This is a genomic window from Parazoarcus communis, from assembly GCF_003111645.1.
GTDB lineage: Bacteria > Pseudomonadota > Gammaproteobacteria > Burkholderiales > Rhodocyclaceae > Parazoarcus > Parazoarcus communis_A.
Genome location: NZ_CP022187.1, coordinates 3206022 through 3225182, shown reverse-complemented (window position 1 = coordinate 3225182; position 19161 = coordinate 3206022). Strand labels below are relative to the sequence as shown.

The following is a 19161-nucleotide window of genomic DNA, read 5'->3' as shown; positions in this document are numbered from 1 at the left end:
CGAAAACGCTCTAACGGCGGACAGCGCAGAGCTGGCCGCCTGGCTGAGACTGGCGCTGGTGCCCGGCCTGGGCCCTGAGCGCCAGCGCAAGCTGCTGGCCGCATTCGGTCTCCCATCGGGGATCTTCGCGCACAGCCGCAGTTCGATTGCAGCGGTGATCGGTGGCGAGGGCGCCGATCTGCTCCTGGCCCCGTGCGAGCGCACCGCAGTCGATGCCGCACTGGCGTGGTCCGCCGAAGCCGGCAATCACATTCTCACGCTGGCCGACAGCGCCTATCCGCAGTCACTCCTCGACACCGCCGATCCCCCCATCCTGCTCTACGTGAAGGGCGATCCGGCACTGCTCAACCGTCCCGGGCTGGCCATTGTCGGCGCGCGCTCGTCCACTGCCCAGGGCGTGGCAAACGCGGAAGCCTTTGCCCGCAGCCTGAGCGAGGCACAGCTCACCATCATCAGCGGCCTGGCCCTCGGTATCGACGCCGCGGCCCACCGGGGCGCACTCTCGAGCGGCGAGGGCAGCACGGTGGCGGTGATCGGTACCGGCGCCGATCGCATCTATCCCGCCGGCAACGCCGCGCTTGCGCGCGAAATCGCTGCCAGCGGTGCCATCGTCAGCGAGTTTGCCCTCGGCACCCCGCCCTTGCGGCACAACTTTCCGCGTCGAAACCGCCTGATTGCCGGACTGAGTCATGGCGTGCTGGTCGTCGAAGCCGCAATCGGCAGCGGCTCTCTGATTACCGCAAGACTTGCCACCGAGATCGGACGTGAAGTGTTTGCCATTCCCGGCTCGATCCACTCGCCGCTGGCGCGCGGCTGCCATCGCCTGATAAGGGAAGGGGCAAAACTGGTCGAGACCGCCGAGGACGTGCTAGAGGAGCTGCGGGGACGAGTGAATACGCTGCCGCCCGCGCACGCACGACCACGTCGAAAAGCCGCGTCGGCGGCCCCGATCACCCCCTCTCAGCCGCAATTGCCACTCACGCCCGAGGCCTCGAAACTGCTCGCGGCCCTGGGTGACGAGGCCATGGATATCGATACCCTTGCGCTCCGTTGCGGCTTGACGGTCGATGCGCTGTACGCCATCCTGCTGCCCATGGAACTGGAGGCCGTGCTCGTTCGCCTGCCAGGCAACCGGTTCCAGCGCCTCCATAAAGAGGGAGCGCCCGTTCGGGACTAGTGCCCAACGTTCGCGAGTGCCGCGCTGTGCGGCCTGTTGAACCGTCAAGCTCATTCCGGGAGGTCATCATGTTCGACGTTCTTGTATACCTCTTCGAAAGCTATATTCACGCCGACGCCTGCCCCGCGTCCGATCAGCTTGCCCGCAAGCTCTCGGCCGCCGGGTTCGAAGACGAAGAAATCAATGAGGCGCTCGACTGGCTCGCCGGTCTGCGCCGCGTCGCCGATACCAGCCAGCCATGCACGCCGCCGAGCGCGGGTTCGATCCGGATTTATGCCGAAGAAGAACACGCCCAGCTCAGCCCCGAATGTCGTGGCTTCATCGCCTTTCTCGAAGCCGCTGGCGTACTCGATGCCGGCAAGCGCGAGCTGATTGTCGAGCGTGCGATGGCACTGGGCGACTTCAACATCACGTTGAACCGGCTCAAGGTCATCGTGCTGATGGTTCTGTGGCAACAGGAACAACCTGTGGATGGTCTCATCATCGACGAACTGCTATCGGGCGACGATGAAGAGTATCAGCCAGTCTTCCACTGAGTCCGGAGCGGACTCGGCGCCCTTGCAAGTCATCCGGCGGGCTCTTTATCATCCGCCGCTCTACAACCTATGGGACGGACGCCCATCGGGGTGCTCCGCAGCGGCCAAGCCGGCATGAGCAAGCAACTAATCATCGCGGAAAAACCCTCCGTTGCGCAGGATATCGCCCGTGCGCTGGGCGGCTTTACCAAGGAGAAGGACTACTTCGAGTCCGATGACTACGTATTGTCGTCGGCCGTGGGCCATCTTCTTGAACTCGCCGTGCCGGAGGAATACGAAGTCAAGCGCGGCAAGTGGACGTTTGCCCATCTTCCTGTCATTCCGCCGCACTTCGCCATCAAGCCGATCGAGAAGACCGAGGATCGGCTCAAGCTGCTGACGCGGCTGATCAAGCGCAAGGACGTCACCGGCCTGATCAACGCATGTGACGCGGGACGCGAAGGCGAGCTCATCTTCAACTTCATCGCCCAGCATGCCGGCACCGGCAAGCCAATGCAGCGCCTGTGGCTGCAATCGATGACCGCCACCTCGATCCGCGACGGTTTTGCCAACCTGCGCGCCGCCCGCGACGTCGAAGGCCTGCGCAATGCCGCGATCTGCCGCGCCGAGAGCGACTGGCTGATCGGCATCAACGGCACGCGTGCGATGACCGCGTTCAACTCCAAGACCGGTGGATTCCACCTCACCACGGTCGGCCGGGTGCAAACCCCGACGCTGGCCATCGTCGTCGAGCGCGAAGACCGCATCCGCAAGTTCAAGCCGCGCGACTACTGGGAACTTGAAGCCACGTTCGGCTGCAAGGCGGGCGAGTACACCGGGCGCTGGCTCGACGAGAAGTTCAAGAAAGTCGAAGGCGACGAACACGCCAACGCGCACCGCCTGTGGGATGCGGCAAGTGCCGAAGCCATCCGCGCCAAGTGCGAAGGCAAGCCGGGACAGGTCAGCGAGGAGGCCAAGCCTTCCAGCCAGATGTCACCGATGCTGTTCGACCTCACCAGTCTGCAGCGCGAGGCCAACGGGCGCTTCGGTTTCTCGGCCCGGGTCACGCTGCAGATCGCCCAGGCACTGTACGAGAAGCACAAGGTGCTGACCTACCCGCGTACCGATGCACGTGCGCTGCCGGAAGACTATGTCGGCACCGTACCCGAGGTGATGAAGGGGCTGCCGATCGAGTACGCTCCCTTCGCCAACGAGATTGCGAAAAAGGGCTGGGTCAAGCCGAACAAGCGCATCTTCAACAACGCCAAGATTTCCGACCACTTCGCGATCATTCCCACTGGCGCGGCGCCGAAGTCGCTGTCGGAAGCCGAGCAGAAGATTTACGACCTGGTCACCCGGCGCTTCCTGGCGGTGTTCTACCCCGCCGCCGAATACCAGATCACCACCCGCATCACCCGGGTCGAGGGCGAAGCCTTCAAGACCGAGGGCAAGGTGCTGGTGAACGCAGGCTGGCTTGCCGTGTATGGCAAGGAAGGCACGTCGGACGAAGGCGGCAAGGACAGCAAGGAAGGCGGCGGCGCCCAGCTGGTTGCGGTGCAGCCGAACGAGACGGTGTCCACCGAGGACCTCCTGGTCAAGGCGCTGCAGACCAAGCCGCCGGCACGCTTCAACGAAGCGACGCTGCTCTCGGCGATGGAAGGCGCGGGCAAGATGGTCGACGACGAAGAGCTGCGCGCCGCCATGGCCGACCGCGGCCTCGGTACGCCAGCCACACGGGCACAGATCATCGAAGGTCTGATCGCCGAGCAGTACATCCATCGTGACGGGCGCGAACTGATCCCGAGCGCCAAGGCGTTCTCGCTGATCACGCTGCTCAAGGGCCTCGGCGTGTCCGCGCTGACCTCGCCGGAACTGACCGGCGGTTGGGAGCACAAGCTCTCGCTCATGGAGCGCGGCGAGCTGTCGCGCGAAGCCTTCATGAACGAGATCGCCGAGATGACGCGCGAAGTCGTCGATCGCGCAAAGAGCTTCGAGTCCGATACCGTACCGGGCGATTTCGTCACCCTGAGCACGCCGTGCCCGAAATGTGGTGGGGTGGTGAAGGAGAACTACAAGAAGTTCGCCTGCCAGTCCTGCGACTGGAGCACGTGGAAAATCGTTGCCGGCCGCCAGTTTGAGTACAACGAGATCGAGACCTTGTTGCGCGAAGGCAAGGTCGGCCCGCTGCTCGGGTTCCGCAACAAGATGGGCCGGCTGTTCAACGCCGACATCGTGCTCAACGAAGACAAGCAGCCGACTTTCGACTTTGGTCAGCCCAAGGAAGGCGAGGAAGCCGAACCGGTCGACTTTTCCGCTCAGGAAAGCCTCGGCAGCTGCCCGAAATGTCAGGCGCGCGTGTTCGAGCATGGCATGGCCTATGTCTGCGAGAAAGCCGTGGGGCGGGGCAAGAGCTGCGATTTCCGCTCGGGCAAGGTCATCCTGCAGCAGCCGATCGAACGCGAGCAGATGAGCAAGCTGCTGACCGAGGGCAAGACCGAATTGCTCAAGGGCTTCGTCTCCGCACGCACACGGCGCAAGTTCTCGGCTTACCTGGTACGCGGCAAGGACGGCAAGGTCGGTTTCGAGTTTGAAGCCAAGACGCCCAAAGCCGGCGCAGCCAAGACTGCAGCGGGCAAGACCGCCGCCACCAGAACCAGCGCCAAGAAGACGGACGAGGAAGGCGAAGCTGCTGCGGCGAAGCCGGCGCCACGCAAGCGCGTGACGAAGAAATCCGCCTGACCACGACAGGGCCTGTGACCGCAGGCGTGCAAGCACGCCGCCACGCTGCAGGCCCTGTCGCTTCATCCGGGCGGTGCCGATCGCCACGATCGGGCCCGGTTCCTTGTTAGAATCGTGCCTGTTCCCGCCTCGCCCCATCGGGCCGGCGGCTTTGTTTTTTGCGGATCTCCCATGGCCGATACCCCTTTCCCGCCCGAACTGCTGCGCGATGTCCAGAAGCGCCGCACCTTCGCCATCATTTCCCACCCCGACGCCGGCAAGACCACGCTGACCGAAAAGCTGCTGCTGTTCGGCGGTGCAATTCAGCTCGCCGGCACGGTGAAGGCACGCAAATCGGCCCGCCATGCCACCTCAGACTGGATGGAAGTCGAGAAGCAGCGTGGCATCTCGGTCACCAGCTCGGTGATGCAGTTCGAGTACCAGGGCAACACGATCAACCTGCTCGACACGCCGGGTCACGAAGACTTCTCCGAAGACACCTATCGCGTGCTGACCGCCGTCGATGCCGCAGTGATGGTGATCGACGCAGCCAAGGGTGTGGAAGCACAGACCATCAAGCTGCTCGACGTCTGCCGCCTGCGCAACACGCCGATCATCACCTTCGTGAACAAGATGGACCGCGAGGTGCGTGAGCCCTTCGAACTGCTGTCCGAGATCGAAGAAGTGCTCAAGATCCAGTGCGCACCGGTGAGCTGGCCGATCGGCATGGGCAAGGCCTTCCGCGGCGTCTATCACCTGCTCAACGATGCCGTGCTGCGCTTTACCTCCGGCGAGGAAAAACGCAGCGATGCCGAAGTCATCAAGGACATCAACAATCCGCTGCTCGACGAGCTGTTTCCGATGGAAATCAAGCAGGTCCGCGATGACGTCGAACTGCTCAACGATGCCTCGCCCCCGTTCGAGCTCGACGAGTTCCTTGCCGGGCGTCAGAGCCCGGTGTTCTTCGGCTCGGGTATCAACAACTTCGGCGTGCAGGAGATCCTGCAGGCACTGATCGACTGGGCTCCGCCACCGCAGCCGCGCGACGCCGGCAAGCGCCTGGTGGAACCTGCCGAGGCCCCGTTCTCCGGCTTCGTGTTCAAGATTCAGGCCAACATGGACCCGAAGCACCGTGACCGCATCGCCTTCTTCCGCATCTGCTCCGGGCGCTACAGCTCGGGCATGAAGGTGAAGCACGTACGGGCAGGGCGTGACATGAAGCTGGCCAACGCGCTGACCTTCATGGCCAACGAGCGCGTGCTCAAGGACGATGGCGTGGCCGGCGACATCATCGGCATTCACAACCACGGCCAGCTGCAGATCGGCGACACCCTGACCGAAGGCGAAATCCTCGGCTTCAAGGGCATTCCGTATTTCTCGCCGGAAATGTTCCGTGCCGCACGCCTGCGCGATCCGCTCAAGTCCAAGCAGTTGCAGAAGGGCCTGCAGGAGCTTGGCGAAGAAGGCGCCATCCAGGTGTTCGAACAGGAAGGCGGGCAGATGCTGCTCGGCGCCGTCGGACAGCTGCAGTTCGAGGTGGTGGCCCAGCGCCTGAAGGATGAATACAAGGTCGATGCGATTTTCGAGTCGGCCGACATTCACACCGCGCGCTGGCTGACCTTCCCCGACGACCTTACCCGACGCAATTTCGAGTATGAGCAGGCGCTGCGCCTGGGCAAGGATGTGGATGGCAACATGGTCTATCTCGCCACCAGCCGCTACAACCTCGCAGTGACCATGGAAAAGTGGCCGAAGGTCGGCTTCCATGCCACCCGCGAGCACGGCCAGGTCCTCGCCTGAACCGGTCTGCACGCTGAGCGATGAACACGCCCGGGCAGCACAGCACCCGCAGACTCGGTCGCATCATGTCGTGGCTGTCGGCGCTGGCGCTGCTCGGCGTACTGTGGCTGTTCTTTGCCGATCAGGTCGATCGCAGGCTCAACCCCAACCGCTACCTGGAAGTTGCGCCGGGTAGCCGCGAACTGGTGCTCCAGCGCAACCGCATGGGGCATTACGTCGCCCCCGGCACCATCAACGGCCAGCCGGTCAGCTTCCTGCTCGACACCGGCGCAACCCAGGTTTCCATCCCCGCCCATCTCGGCCCCGTTCTCGGGCTGCAGGCCGGCGCACCGGCACAGGTGATCACGGCCAACGGCAACGTCACCGTGCGCATGACCCTCATCGACGAACTCGCGCTCGGCCCCTTCGTGGCCCGCCAGATCCGTGGCGATCTCAACCCGGGAATGCGCGACGACCAGATCCTGCTCGGCATGAGCGTGCTCAAGCACCTCGAGTTCGTGCAGCGCGGGGATACGCTGATCCTGCGGGCGCCGGAATGAGCGCATGAGGATCCGGAACAGTCTGGTCCGGAAGTATTTTCTGGTGTCCCTGCTCGGCGCCGTGTTGCCGATGGTGCTCGTATCGGCGCTCTACGACCGCTACGCCAGCGCACTGCTCGAACAGATCACCGGCGAACGGCTGTCGGCTCAGCTGGCATCGACCGCAAGCCGGCTGAACTCGTTTTTCGACGTTCGCGTCTATCAGATCGAAACCCTGTCCAATCACCCCGCGCTTCCCCTGCTCGCGCAGGCCCCTCTGACCGGGCTCGATGCCGAAATCGACGCCTTGCTGCGCATCGAAGCCGATGTCCCGGACCTCTATGGCATCCTGATGTTCGGTGCATCCGGACAGCTCAGCAGAATCATCGCTGGCCAGGCCGCTTCAGGCGCCCCCTACTGGAGCGATCTTGCCTTCGATGTGGCCACCCTGCCGGTCACACCTGCATCGGGTGTGGATGTAATCGGGCCCGTCGTACCGGCAGATGGTGCCTCCGGCTGGTTCCTGATGCGACAGTCGCTGCGTAACCTCAACAATGGTGACCATGCGGGCAGCATCGCCTTGCATGTGCGCCTCGCATCGGTAACGGAGTTGCTCGGCGGCGCCTCACTTGCCGGCATCCTGCAACCGGTGCTGAAGACCCCGGCGGGCATCTTCAACGTCGTGGGCCAACCCGTCACCCCCAGTCGCCAGATGGTTGCGGGCCCCGAGGTGTTGCCAGGCTGGCAACCGATGCTGGTCGTCGATCCCGACCAGCTGATCAAACCCTTCAAGACCGCACGCCACGGACTCTACTTCGCCAGCATCACCGCCCTCCTTGTCATCATCGTGCTGTTCGCGCGTCTGGCCAAGGGCCTGCGGCGAAGGGTCGAACCCCTCACTGCAGGTGCGGAAGCCGTATCGACGGGGGACCTGAATTACCGCATCAGGGTGCTGGGCGATGACGAGATCAGCCTGGTTGCGACCAGCTTCAACAGCATGGCAAGCAAGTTGCAGGAGATGTTCGAACGCACGGTCCGGGTCGAACGCCTCGCGGTTCTCGGCGAATTCGCCACCGGCGTCGCACACGAGATCCGCAACCCGCTGGCGACGATCAAGACAACCGTACAGGCGCTGGCCCGAAGCGAAAAGAACAACGAGCGCCTCGAGCTCCTGGAGGACGTCGGTCGCGAGATCGACCGCCTGAACCGTGTCATGAGCGATCTGCTTGAATTTGGGCGTCCGCGCCCGCCCGATTTGCAGGCCGTTTCCGCCCGCGCCCTGCTCACCCGTCTGTATGCCCTGATGAACCCTTCGAGCCTTCAGGCCAGCATTGATCTGGAGGTGGCCGAAGATCAGGATCATGTCACTTTTCATGCCGACGAAGACCAGGTGATCCAGATTCTCGTCAACCTGATCCTGAATGCGGTTCAGGCAACACCGGCGGGCGGTTCGGTCAGGCTTCAGGTCGCACGCACCGGTCCGTCCGAAGCCGCGATCGAAGTACGCGACACCGGCACCGGCGTGGACGAGGCCGTTCTCGCCCGAATGGCCGACCCGTTCTTCACCACCAAACCCAAAGGCTCGGGCCTCGGCCTGAGCATTGCGCGGCAGCTTGCCGAATTGCAGGGGGGCCGGCTCGAGTTCTTCAGCACCTTGGGAGAAGGAACAATGGTAAGGCTCACCCTGCCAACACAAGGGGACACGCTTTGAGTGCAGTACTGATCATCGACGACGAAGCCGCCTTGGTACGTTCGCTGAGTTTTGCGCTGAAGGAAGCGGGATACACTCCGCACAGCGCACACAACGGTGTCGAAGGACTGGAGGCCACAGCCCGGATCGCACCTGATGTCGTGCTGCTCGACCTGCGCCTGCCGGATCTTTCAGGCATGGAGGTGCTTGAGCGTTTGCGCGAGCGCCAACCGGATTTGCCGGTAATCATGATTTCTGCGCACGGCGATACCCGCGCCGCGGTTCAGGCGGTGAAGCTTGGCGCTGCCGACTACCTGAGCAAGCCCTTCGAGCTTGATGACCTGTTCCACGTAATCGAAACGGTGCTCGACAAGAAGCGCATGCGCAGCGAACTCAGCTTCCACCGCGAGGCCGCACTCGGGTCGGGATCACTCATCGGCGACAGTCCCGCGATGCGCGAGCTCGGTCAGATCGTGCGCCGCGTCGCCACCAGCAGTTCTGCCCGCGTGCTGTTGCTGGGCGAGTCCGGCACCGGCAAGGCACTGGTTGCACGCGCCATTCACGCATGCAGCCAGCGCGCCGACGGTCCCTTCATCGAGGTGAACTGCGCTTCGCTGCCGGAGCAACTGATCGAGGCCGAGCTGTTCGGTGCGGAGAAGGGTGCCTACACGGGAGCACATCAGAAACGCACCGGACTCGTCACCCTGGCCGGCAACGGAACGCTGTTCCTCGACGAGATCGGTGAACTCCCGCTCGCATTGCAGGCGAAGTTCCTCCATTTTCTCGAGGACGGAAGCTACCGCCCCATTGGCTCCGGAAGGGCACTGAATACGGATGTGCGGGTGGTGGCTGCGACCAACCGCGACCTGGCCGAAGAAGTGAGCCGGGGCCGGTTCCGCGAAGATCTGTATTACCGGCTCAACGTCATCCAGCTCCGGATACCGCCCCTGCGTGATCGGGGCGACGACATCATCGAACTGGCAACCCACTTTTGCCAGCGCTATGCGCGCGAGGAAGGCAGCACACCGATCCGGCTGTCAGACGAGGTGCGGGAGATCTTCCTGCGCTATCCATGGCCGGGCAATGTTCGCGAACTGAAGAACACCATCGAGCGGCTCACCATCCTGACGCCCGGACGCAGCATAGTGCCTGCCGACCTGCCAAAGGAGATGACTGTCGGCACGGCGAGTCCGGACGCGGACACACCTGCGGAAAGGGAAAAACCGGCGTCTGTGGGACCCATCACCGGCCAGCTGGCACAAGCCGAGCGTCAGTTTGTGGAAGCGGCGCTCAGTGAAGCCGGCGGTCAGAAAGGCCGCGCTGCAGACATTCTCGGCATCTCGCGCCATGCGCTGAAACGACGACTGCAGCGGCTCGGCCTGTAAGCGAGCGCAATCCGCTCAGACACGCGCGCACGGCGAGCGGAATCCGCTCATAAAGCGCTCACATGCGCGCTTCGAGTTCGCATCAACTCGATCAAAACCCCCTGAAACCCAGCATCCATGCCCCCTGGCGATCAAATCGCCGGGCTGGCATGGGCTTTGCTGTTATTGAACCAAAGTCGTAAGGATGCATGCATCCGAAACGACATCGAGAGGAGACACCGTCGTGACCCAGTTCCATACAGGGCGCCGTTTTGCAGCCCGGGCAGCATGTTCACTGCTGGTACTTTGTGCCGCGGTCGAGCCGTTGACCTCATGGGCTCGAGTGGAGCTTGGTGCGCCTGCCGGCAAGGCAGACGCCACGATAGGCTGCATGTTCCCGATGACCGGTCGCGCTGCGATCTACGGTCGCGACAGCATTGCCGGGATGAAGCTGGCACTTGCCGACCTTGCCCGCGATGGCACCCCTGCACCGACGTTGCGGGTGCTGATCGACGACACCCGCTCGAAAGCCTCCTATGCGGTGCGAATTGCGGAGGATTTCATCCACCGCGATGGCGCCCGCTTTCTGTGTGGCATGGTCAGCTCAGGTGTAGCGCATGCGGTGAGCCAGACCGCCCAGCGCAACCGGGTGATCATGGTCGGCACCGACCACGCGTCATCGCGCCTCACCATCGAAGCCTTTCACAAGTACTACTTCCGGGTGTCGAACGACTCCTACACCTCGATGGCGGCCGGTGCCCGCTACCTTGCAGAACTGCAGCGCAAGACCGGCTGGAAGCGCCTCGCGTTCATTGCCCCCGACTACGACTACGGTCACGTCTCCTGGATCGACCTGCGCAGCAACTTCGAGCGGCTCGGGGTCAAGTTCGACCTGGTCGGCATGTTCTGGCCCAAGCTCTACGAGCCGGACTACTCCCCCTATATCGACGCGCTGCAAAAGGCCGAACCCGAGATCGTCGTCACCGCGCTGTGGGGCGGAGATTTCATCGCCTTCATGAAGCAGGCGGCAAGCACCGACTTCTTTGACCGCACGCGACTGGCGAACTTCGATACCGGCGCCAATTACGAGGTCATGGTCGCCCTCGGCGACAAACCGCCAAAAGGCCTGATCGTCTCCGCCCGCCATCACAACAACTGGCCCGAGACCGAACGCAACCGCCGTTTTGTAAACGATTTCCACAAGGCCGAAGGCCGCTTCCCGACCTATGCAGCCGAAGGCGCATACAGCGGAATCATGATGATCGCTGCAGCGATCAGAAAAGCCGGCAGCGCGACGGACACGGACGCCATCGTGGCCGCGCTGGAGGGGCTGCACCTGCAGCTACCCGAAGATCCCGACGGTTTCACTTCATATATCGACCCGGACACCCACCAGATCGTGCAGATGCAGGCCGTCGGCGAAGTCGTGCCGGACGACCGCTTCCCGCCCGCACGGGTCATGGTCGGCAACTGGACCGTATATCGGGCGGAAGACCTTTCACCGCCGCCCGCCCTTGTCCGCGAACGTCGCTCACGAGCGGCAGGAACGGCGGATTACTTTCCGTAGAACAAAGCTTTACCAAAGGAGGCAACACCAGATGAAAAGAACAAGATCGTATCTCGCACCCACCGCCCTCGCACTTGCCGCGGCCATCGGTTTTTCGGCCCCGGTCACCGCAGCGGAAAACGGAAAATTCCGCGTGGGTATCGTGACCTTCCTGTCCGGCGCAGCGGCTGGCCCGTTTGGCGTACCGTCGCTCAACGGCGCCAAGCTCGTGATCGATGCCCTCAATGAAGGCAAGGTGCCGGCGCCCTACGGACTCAAGGGCATCAATGGTCTCGAGATCGAAACCGTCATCGTCGACGAGAATGGTGGTGCAAGCAAACAGGTGGAAGAGTTCCGCAACCTGGCCGAGCGTCACAAGGTTGATGCCGTCATCGGCTATATCTCGTCCGGCGACTGCCTGGCCATCGCGCCTGTGGCGGAAGAGCTGAAGCTCACGACGGTACTGTTCGACTGTGGCACCTCGCGCCTGTTCGAGGAGAACAAGGCACCCACCTATGTTTTCCGTACCGGCCTCGATGCCGCCATCGACAACATCGGCGCCGCGCGCTATCTCATCGATACCGGGCGCAAGCTCGAGTCCGTGGCCAGCATCCAGCAGAACTACGCCTGGGGCCACGACTCCTGGGGCGACTTCTCGGCTGCCATCAAGCAGCTCAAGCCCGGCGTCAAGGTCACCACCGAGCAGTTGCCCAAGCTCTTCCAGGGCCAGTACGGTGCCGAGATTTCCGCGCTCAGCGTCAGCAAGCCCGACGTGATCCACAGCAGCTTCTGGGGCGGCGACATGGAAGCCTTCGTGCTCCAGGGCAACGCCCGCGGCCTGTTCGACAAGCGTACGGCCGTCCTGACCTGTGGCGAATCCGCACTCGACCGTTTCAAGGGCCAGGCGCCCAATGGCCTGGTGATCGGTGCGCGTGGTCCTTTCGGTGCCTTCGCGCCGGAAAACACGCTGAGCACCTGGTTCCGCACCGCCTATCGCAGCAGCGCGGAAATGGACCCGACCTATCCTGCATTCAAGATGGCACAGGCCATCCTGGGTCTGAAAGCAGCTGTGGAAAAGGCAGCGGGCAAGCCCGGCGTCATTCCGGCCAAGGAAGAAGTGGCCCGCAGCTTCAAGGGTCTGACCTTCGAGTCCGTATCGGGCACCGTGCGCATGGCGCGTGCCAACGGTCATCAGGCGCTGCAGGGCATTGCCTACGGCGAATACAAGTTCGATGCAAAGTCGGACAAGGCCACGATTGCCAACGTGAAATCCTACAGCGGCGAATGCGTGACCCCGCCGGACGGCACCACTGCGGCCGACTGGATCAAGGCCGGCTTCCCCGGTGCGCAGTGTAACTAAGCCTGCGTGACCTGCCCCGGCGGAGCGATTCCGCCGGGGCCTCCTTTCCGTGTTTTCCCCTCTCTCATCGGAGCAATGAGCATGACGACGCTCTATGCAATTCTGATCGACGGGATGATCTACGCCTCATGGTTGTTCATGGTGGCGGCGGGTCTGACCGTGATCTACGGGGTGATGCGCATCCTGAACATGGCCCATGGCAGCTTCTACTCCATCGGTGCCTATACGGGTGCATCTCTCGTTGGCTGGTATTTCTCCGGCGCAGAAGGCGCGCCCTACTGGAGCTATGCCTTGTTGCTGGGTGCCGCGCTGGTGTCTGGCGTGGTGGTGGGTCTGCTGATCGAGCAAGGCCTGCTGCAGTTCATGTACAAGCGCGACGAGATCCTGATGGTGATCGTCACCTATGCCCTGCTGCTGATTCTGGAAGATGCTACCAAGCTCATCTTCGGCGTCGACCCCTATTTCACCTTCCAGCCCTACAGCCTGCTCGGTCGCAGCGAGATCGGGGAACTGACCTTCGCCAACTACGACCTTGCACTGATCGCCGTTTCGGCCGTGATCGGTGCCGCCTGCTGGCTCACGCTGAACCGGACCCACACCGGAAAAGTCCTGCGTGCGGTGATTCAGGATCGCGAGATCGCAATCGCCATGGGCGTGAACGTGAAGTTGATGTTCGCCGCGACCTTCGTGGTCGGAACCACGCTGGGTGCGATCGCCGGCGCACTGACCGCACCTGCAATCTCGGTGTCGCCCGGCATCGGCGTCGAAGTGATCGTGCTGGCGTTTGCCGTCGTCGTGGTCGGCGGTCTGGGCAGTATCGAAGGTGCGATCGTCGGCGCCCTGCTGGTCGGGATCACCCGGGCAGCAGCAGTGCACCTCGCACCACAAATTGAACTGTTCGTGATCTACGGCGTTATGGCCCTGGTACTTGCGGTGCGGCCACAAGGTCTTTTCGGACGCGATCTGGCGAGGAAAATCTGATGTTCAAACTCGATAAGACAGAAATCTGGCTGCTCGTGTCGGCACTCGTGCTGGTCGCGTCCGCCTTCCTGCTGCCGAGCTGGCTGACCTTCATTCTGACGCTGGCCCTGGCCAAGGCACTGGTGGTGCAGGGCGTCGTGATCCAGATGCGTGCCGGTCTGGTCTCCTTCGGACAAGGGCTCTTCTTCTGCATCGGTGGCTACAGCGTCGGCATGGGCGGAGCCTTTCTCGACATCCACGATGCATTCGTGCTGATCGGCCTTGGGGTTGCAGCCTCAGTGGGCGTGGCCGCGATCCTCGGCTTGCTGATGACCCGCTATCGCGACATCTTCTTCGCGATGCTCTCGCTGGCGCTGTCGATGATCCTGTACGGTCTCATCGTCAAGAACCAGGCTCTGGGATCGACCGACGGTTTCAACGTCCATGACGTCACCTTCCTCGGCTGGTTGCCTGCAGGCGAGGATCAGAAGCTTGTCATTTTCGTGCTCACGGTCCTCGTGGCCGGCGGTATCGCGATCGCGCTCAACCGCTACATGAAATCGGGACTGGGCGGAGTCAACGAGGCCATCAAGGAAAACGAGATCCGGGTGGAGTTCCTCGGCCTCTCCCCGCGCTGGATCCTGTACGCCAATTACCTCTTTGCCGCCGGCATCTCCGCCGTAGGTGGCGCATTCACTGCGCTCGCCACCGGCCATGTCGACCCTGAAATGGCGTTCTGGACCACCTCGGGCGAGTTCGTCTTCATTGCCCTGCTCGGCGGCACTTCACATGTGGCCGCACCCTTCATCGCCGCCGTGCTGTTCGCGCTGGTACGCACCTATGCGCTCGAACTGGCTCCGCATTCGTGGCAGATGATCCTCGGCTTCGTGCTGCTGGCCATCATCGTCTTCCTGCCCAAGGGCCTGTGGAGTCTGGTCGCCGAGAAACGGAGGGCTGCGGCATGAGCATCATTCTCGAAACCCGTGGCCTGAATCGCAGCTTTGGCGCGGTGACGGCTGCACGTGACCTCAATGTGCAGATCGAATCCGGCGAGGTGGTCGGCGTCATCGGCTCCAACGGCGCCGGCAAGACCACCTTCATCAACATGGTGACCGGCTATCTGCCACCTTCGTCGGGCGAGATCCTGTTCGAAGGCAAGTCCATCGTCGGCAAGAGCACACGCGAGATCATCCGCAAGGGTATGACGCGCTCCTTTCAGGTGGCGCAGCTCTTTCCCGAAATGACCGTGCTCGACAACCTGCTGATTGCGCTCGTCGCGGCAGAGGGACCACGACCGTCCTTCTTCAGCGGCCTTCGCAGCAAGTCCCGGGTCGCAAGGGCCGACGAGATCCTCGAGGAATTCGCCGTTCAGCAGTACCGCGACGCCATCGTCAGTGCTGTACCTCAGGGCGCACGCAAGCTGATCGACATCGCCATGGCCCTGATCGGCAAGCCCCGCATGCTGCTGCTCGACGAACCCACCAGCGGCGTCAGCGTGGAAGAGAAGTTTCCGCTGATGGACACGGTGATGCTTGCGGTTCGACGCCACAAGGTGACGGTGCTTTTCGTCGAACACGACATGGAGATCGTCGAGCGCTACGTCTCGCGCGTACTCGCGTTCTACAGCGGCGAAATCATCAGTGATGGCGCGCCCGCCAAGGTGTTTGGCGATGCCAAGGTGCAGGAACTCGTCATCGGTCACGGCCACGGTCGCAAGACCGAAGAAAAAGAGAGGAGCGCGGCATGACGCTGAATATCAGGGGACTCAACGTGTCCATCGACAGCATTCCCATCCTGCGCGACGTTGCGATGGAAGTGCCCAAAGGCGCCATGATTGGTCTGATCGGACGCAACGGCGCGGGCAAGACCACGCTGATGCGCAGCATCATGGGCCTGCTGCCCATCGAGTCCGGCGCCATCCGTATCCACGACCAGGACATGAGCAAGGTGGCCGGTTACAAGCGCGCCGGGCTTGGCGTGAGCTATCTCCCGGAAGACCGCCGCCTGATCCCGCAGCTCACCGTGGAAGAAAACATCCTGATGCCGGCCTGGGCAAACGGGATCAAGGACGCGCCTCAGCGCCTGGCATGGATCTACGAGCTGATGCCCGAAGTGGCGGAGTTCCGGGATCGCCGCGCGCTGCAGCTCAGTGGTGGCCAGCAGAAGCTGGTAGCCCTGGCGCGCGCACTGATGCCCGGAAGACGCCTGCTGTTGCTGGACGAACCCTTCGAAGGCGTCGCGCCGGTGCTCTCGCGCCGCCTGACCGAGGTCATCGCAAGCCTGGGCAACGAAGGCTTGTCCGTGGTGCTTTCCGAATCCGACGACGTCCATTCTGCCGACCTCGTCGACCGCAGTTATCGCATCGAACGCGGTGTGGTCGAAGCCGCCTGATTCCGCCTCAAGGAGAAAAGAATGACGAATTTCGTGTTTGAAACCACGCCCCGGATCGTATGCGAAACAGGCGCTGCAGCGCGTCTTGGCGATCTGGCAAAGGAACTCGGCATGCGTCACGCGATGATCGTGACCGATCGCGGTCTGATCGAGGCCGGCGTGCTGAATTCCGCGCTCGAAGGCTTCAAGTCGGCCGGCGTTTCCACCACCGTGTTCACCGACGTGCTGGCCGATCCGCCGGAAGAGTCGGTGCTGAGCGCAACCGAGGCCGCCCGCGCCGCCGGGGCAGACGGCATCATCGGCTTTGGCGGTGGCAGCTCGATGGACACCGCAAAGCTCGTTGCCCTGCTCGCAGGCGCACCTCAAGCACTGACCGAAGTCTATGGCATCGGGCTTGCACGCGGTCCGCGCCTGCCGTTGATCCAGGTACCGACCACGGCCGGTACCGGCTCGGAAGTCACGCCAATCGCCATTGTGACCACGCCGACGCAGGAGAAGAAAGGCGTCGTATCGCCCATTCTCTACCCCGACATCGCCGTGCTCGACGGCACGCTGACCGTCGGTCTGCCTGCACGCGTCACCGCCATGACGGGCATCGACGCCATGGTGCATGCGATCGAGGCCTACACCTCGCGCCACAAGAAGAACCCGCTGTCGGACAGTCTTGCAGTGAAGGCGCTGGAACTCCTCTATACCAATATCCGCAAGGTGATCGCCGACGGCAGCGACCTGCCCGCACGCTCCGCGATGCTGCAAGGCTCGCTGCTGGCAGGCATGGCCTTCGCCAACGCACCGGTTGCAGCGGTGCACGCCCTGGCCTACCCGCTGGGCGGGCACTATCACGTGCCACACGGGCTGAGCAATGCGCTGGTACTGTCACCCGTGCTGGCCTTCAACCGCAGCGCGGCAGAAACGCCCTACGCCGAACTGGCGCAGGTCATCCTGCCCCAGCGCAGCTTTGCCAACGCCGCAGAAGCGGCAGACGCCTTCATCGAGGCCATGCGCACCCTGGTCGCCGAAATGCCGTTCGAGCAGCGCCTGAGCGAAGTCGGGGTCGGTGCTGATGACCTCGACATGCTCGCTCGCGACGTCATGAACATTCAGCGCCTGCTGATCAACAATCCACGCGACGTGACCGAAGCGGATGCACGCGCGATCTACGCCTCGGTACTGTAAGGATTCGCCAATATGTCATCAAAGGAAGAAACCCGCGCCGCCTACCCGCATACTCAGGCGATCACCACGCGCTGGATGGACAACGACGTCTATGGCCATGTAAATAATGTCCAGTACTACAGTTACTTCGACACCGTCGTAAATCAGTGGCTGATCGAGCGCGGACTGCTCGATTTCCAGAACAGCGAGGTGATCGGTCTTGTGATCGAAACGTCTTGCGCCTACTTCAGCCCGATTGCCTTTCCCGACGTGGTTCAGGCCGGCCTGCGCGTTGCCCGCATCGGCAACAGCAGCATTCGTTACGAAGTCGGCCTGTTCCGCAATGACGAAGACACGGTTTCAGCCGCCGGTCACTTCATCCATGTATATGTCGATCGCAAAACCAACCGACCGGTGCGCGTACCCGATGCAATGCGTGAAGCACTGGCCGAAATCCAGTCAATCCAGACCAATAACTGACATCCAAGAGGAAAGAACACAATGACACTCGCACTCAAGGACCCGAGCCTGCTCCGTTCCAGCTGCTACATCGATGGCGAATGGGTCGCCGCCGACGCCGGCGCCACCATTACCGTCACCAACCCCGCCACCGGCGAGACCGTCGGCACCGTGCCCAAGATGGGCCAGGCCGAAACCCGCCGCGCCATCGAAGCGGCCAACGCCGCATGGCCCGCATGGCGCAGCCTCACCGCCGGCGCGCGCTCGAAGATCCTGCGCCGCTGGTTCGAGTTGCTGCTCGAGCACCAGGACGACCTGGCCGTGCTGATGACCTCAGAGCAGGGCAAGTCGCTCACCGAAGCCAAGGGCGAGATCGGCTATGCCGCCTCCTTCATCGAGTGGTTTGCCGAAGAGGGCAAGCGCATCTACGGTGACGTGATCCCCGGCCATCAGCCCGACAAGCGCATCGTCGTCACCAAGGAGCCGATCGGCGTGTGCGCCGCGATCACGCCCTGGAACTTCCCCTCGGCGATGATCACCCGCAAGGCCGGACCGGCGCTCGCCGCCGGCTGCACCATGGTGCTCAAGCCCGCCAGCCAGACCCCGCTGTCCGCACTGGCGCTGGCCGTGCTCGCCGAGCGCGCCGGCATTCCGAAGGGTGTGTTCAGCGTGGTCACCGGCTCGGCCGGCGAGATCGGCGGCGAACTCACCGCCAACCCCATCGTGCGCAAGCTCACCTTTACCGGCTCGACCGAGATCGGCATCAAGCTCGCCGCCCAGTGCGCACCCACGATCAAGAAGCTCTCGCTCGAGCTCGGCGGCAACGCGCCCTTCATCGTCTTCGACGACGCGGACCTCGACGCCGCCGTCGAAGGGGCGCTCGCTTCCAAGTACCGCAACAGTGGCCAGACCTGCGTGTGCGCCAACCGCCTGCTGGTGCAGGACGGTGTGTATGACGCCTTCGCCGAGAAGCTCGCCGCCGCCGTGGCCAAGCTCAAGGTCGGCAACGGGCTGGAAGCCGGCACCACCCAGGGCCCGCTGATCGACATGAACGCGGTGGAGAAAGTCGAAGAGCACATCGCCGACGCACTGTCCAAGGGCGCACGCCTGATGACCGGCGGCAAGCGCCATGCGCTCGGCCACACCTTCTTCGAGCCCACCATCCTCGCCGACGTGACGCCGGCCATGAAAGTGGCGAAAGAAGAAACCTTCGGCCCTGTTGCCCCGCTGTTCCGCTTCAAGGACGAGGCCGAGGCCATTCAGATGGCCAACGACACCGAGTTCGGCCTCGCCGCCTACTTCTACGCCGCTGGCATGAACCGCGTGTGGCGCGTCTCCGCTGCCCTTGAGTACGGCATCGTCGGCATCAACACCGGGATCATCTCCACCGAGGTCGCCCCCTTCGGCGGCGTGAAGTCGTCCGGTCTCGGACGTGAAGGTTCCAAGTACGGCATCGAGGACTACCTCGAGATCAAATACCTGTGCATGGGCGGCGTGCAGTAAGGAGA

General features: G+C 63.1%; 16 protein-coding genes. All 16 read left to right on the top strand.

Annotated elements, in window-relative coordinates:
- Window positions 1–58 precede the first annotated feature (58 nt).
- Window positions 59–1177 carry a DNA-processing protein DprA gene (dprA, locus tag CEW83_RS14605; protein WP_234418843.1) on the top strand — a complete coding sequence of 373 codons (1119 nt, stop codon included), beginning with the start codon at window positions 59–61 and terminating at the stop codon, window positions 1175–1177.
- A 68-nt stretch (window positions 1178–1245) separates the two neighbouring features.
- On the top strand, window positions 1246–1713 hold the full coding sequence (locus tag CEW83_RS14600) for a DUF494 family protein (protein WP_108949992.1): 468 nt from the start codon (window positions 1246–1248) through the stop codon (window positions 1711–1713).
- A 114-nt stretch (window positions 1714–1827) separates the two neighbouring features.
- Window positions 1828–4431 (top strand): DNA topoisomerase III, encoded by a 2604-nt coding sequence (locus tag CEW83_RS14595; protein ID WP_108951434.1) that lies wholly within the window; start codon window positions 1828–1830, stop codon window positions 4429–4431.
- 171 nt (window positions 4432–4602) lie between these two features.
- Window positions 4603–6210, top strand: coding sequence for a peptide chain release factor 3 (locus CEW83_RS14590; protein ID WP_108949991.1), 1608 nt, complete (start codon window positions 4603–4605; stop codon window positions 6208–6210).
- A gap of 20 nt (window positions 6211–6230) precedes the next feature.
- The gene (locus CEW83_RS14585) at window positions 6231–6749 is read left to right on the top strand and encodes a retropepsin-like aspartic protease family protein (protein WP_108949990.1); all 519 of its coding nucleotides are present in this window, start codon (window positions 6231–6233) and stop codon (window positions 6747–6749) included.
- A gap of 4 nt (window positions 6750–6753) precedes the next feature.
- The gene (locus CEW83_RS14580) at window positions 6754–8439 is read left to right on the top strand and encodes a sensor histidine kinase (RefSeq protein ID WP_108949989.1); all 1686 of its coding nucleotides are present in this window, start codon (window positions 6754–6756) and stop codon (window positions 8437–8439) included.
- Window positions 8436–9803, top strand: a complete 1368-nt coding sequence (locus tag CEW83_RS14575; RefSeq protein ID WP_108949988.1) for a sigma-54-dependent transcriptional regulator — start codon at window positions 8436–8438, stop codon at window positions 9801–9803. Before CEW83_RS14580 ends, CEW83_RS14575 begins: the two co-directional genes overlap by 4 nt.
- A 370-nt stretch (window positions 9804–10173) precedes the next feature.
- The gene (locus CEW83_RS14570; RefSeq protein WP_199915122.1) at window positions 10174–11349 is read left to right on the top strand and encodes an ABC transporter substrate-binding protein; all 1176 of its coding nucleotides are present in this window, start codon (window positions 10174–10176) and stop codon (window positions 11347–11349) included.
- Between the two features lie 31 nt (window positions 11350–11380).
- Window positions 11381–12688: an ABC transporter substrate-binding protein gene (locus tag CEW83_RS14565; protein WP_108949986.1), complete on the top strand. Its 1308-nt coding sequence runs from the start codon at window positions 11381–11383 to the stop codon at window positions 12686–12688.
- A gap of 81 nt (window positions 12689–12769) precedes the next feature.
- Complete coding sequence (locus CEW83_RS14560; RefSeq protein ID WP_108951433.1) at window positions 12770–13669, top strand: branched-chain amino acid ABC transporter permease; 900 nt, start codon at window positions 12770–12772, stop codon at window positions 13667–13669.
- Window positions 13669–14613 (top strand): branched-chain amino acid ABC transporter permease, encoded by a 945-nt coding sequence (locus CEW83_RS14555; protein ID WP_108949985.1) that lies wholly within the window; start codon window positions 13669–13671, stop codon window positions 14611–14613. Before CEW83_RS14560 ends, CEW83_RS14555 begins: the two co-directional genes overlap by 1 nt.
- Complete coding sequence (locus tag CEW83_RS14550) at window positions 14610–15395, top strand: ABC transporter ATP-binding protein (protein ID WP_108949984.1); 786 nt, start codon at window positions 14610–14612, stop codon at window positions 15393–15395. The genes CEW83_RS14555 and CEW83_RS14550 overlap by 4 nt, the downstream gene beginning before the upstream one ends.
- The gene (locus CEW83_RS14545) at window positions 15392–16039 is read left to right on the top strand and encodes an ABC transporter ATP-binding protein (RefSeq protein WP_108949983.1); all 648 of its coding nucleotides are present in this window, start codon (window positions 15392–15394) and stop codon (window positions 16037–16039) included. Before CEW83_RS14550 ends, CEW83_RS14545 begins: the two co-directional genes overlap by 4 nt.
- A 21-nt stretch (window positions 16040–16060) precedes the next feature.
- Window positions 16061–17215, top strand: a complete 1155-nt coding sequence (locus CEW83_RS14540) for an iron-containing alcohol dehydrogenase (protein WP_108949982.1) — start codon at window positions 16061–16063, stop codon at window positions 17213–17215.
- 12 nt (window positions 17216–17227) lie between these two features.
- A complete protein-coding gene (locus CEW83_RS14535) occupies window positions 17228–17674 on the top strand; it encodes an acyl-CoA thioesterase (RefSeq protein ID WP_108949981.1) in 447 nt (148 codons plus the stop codon).
- A 21-nt stretch (window positions 17675–17695) separates the two neighbouring features.
- Complete coding sequence (gene gabD / locus CEW83_RS14530; RefSeq protein WP_108949980.1) at window positions 17696–19156, top strand: NADP-dependent succinate-semialdehyde dehydrogenase; 1461 nt, start codon at window positions 17696–17698, stop codon at window positions 19154–19156.
- The last annotated feature ends 5 nt before the right edge of the window (window positions 19157–19161 follow it).

Coding starts and splice junctions, on each gene's coding strand:
- CEW83_RS14600 (WP_108949992.1), top strand. CDS start 1,246: ATGTTCGACGTTCTTGTATACCTCTTCGAAAGCTATATTCACGCCGAC.
- CEW83_RS14595 (WP_108951434.1), top strand. CDS start 1,828: ATGAGCAAGCAACTAATCATCGCGGAAAAACCCTCCGTTGCGCAGGAT.
- CEW83_RS14590 (WP_108949991.1), top strand. CDS start 4,603: ATGGCCGATACCCCTTTCCCGCCCGAACTGCTGCGCGATGTCCAGAAG.
- CEW83_RS14585 (WP_108949990.1), top strand. CDS start 6,231: ATGAACACGCCCGGGCAGCACAGCACCCGCAGACTCGGTCGCATCATG.
- CEW83_RS14580 (WP_108949989.1), top strand. CDS start 6,754: ATGAGGATCCGGAACAGTCTGGTCCGGAAGTATTTTCTGGTGTCCCTG.
- CEW83_RS14570 (WP_199915122.1), top strand. CDS start 10,174: ATGTTCCCGATGACCGGTCGCGCTGCGATCTACGGTCGCGACAGCATT.
- CEW83_RS14565 (WP_108949986.1), top strand. CDS start 11,381: ATGAAAAGAACAAGATCGTATCTCGCACCCACCGCCCTCGCACTTGCC.
- CEW83_RS14560 (WP_108951433.1), top strand. CDS start 12,770: ATGACGACGCTCTATGCAATTCTGATCGACGGGATGATCTACGCCTCA.
- CEW83_RS14555 (WP_108949985.1), top strand. CDS start 13,669: ATGTTCAAACTCGATAAGACAGAAATCTGGCTGCTCGTGTCGGCACTC.
- CEW83_RS14550 (WP_108949984.1), top strand. CDS start 14,610: ATGAGCATCATTCTCGAAACCCGTGGCCTGAATCGCAGCTTTGGCGCG.
- CEW83_RS14545 (WP_108949983.1), top strand. CDS start 15,392: ATGACGCTGAATATCAGGGGACTCAACGTGTCCATCGACAGCATTCCC.
- CEW83_RS14540 (WP_108949982.1), top strand. CDS start 16,061: ATGACGAATTTCGTGTTTGAAACCACGCCCCGGATCGTATGCGAAACA.
- CEW83_RS14535 (WP_108949981.1), top strand. CDS start 17,228: ATGTCATCAAAGGAAGAAACCCGCGCCGCCTACCCGCATACTCAGGCG.
- gabD (WP_108949980.1), top strand. CDS start 17,696: ATGACACTCGCACTCAAGGACCCGAGCCTGCTCCGTTCCAGCTGCTAC.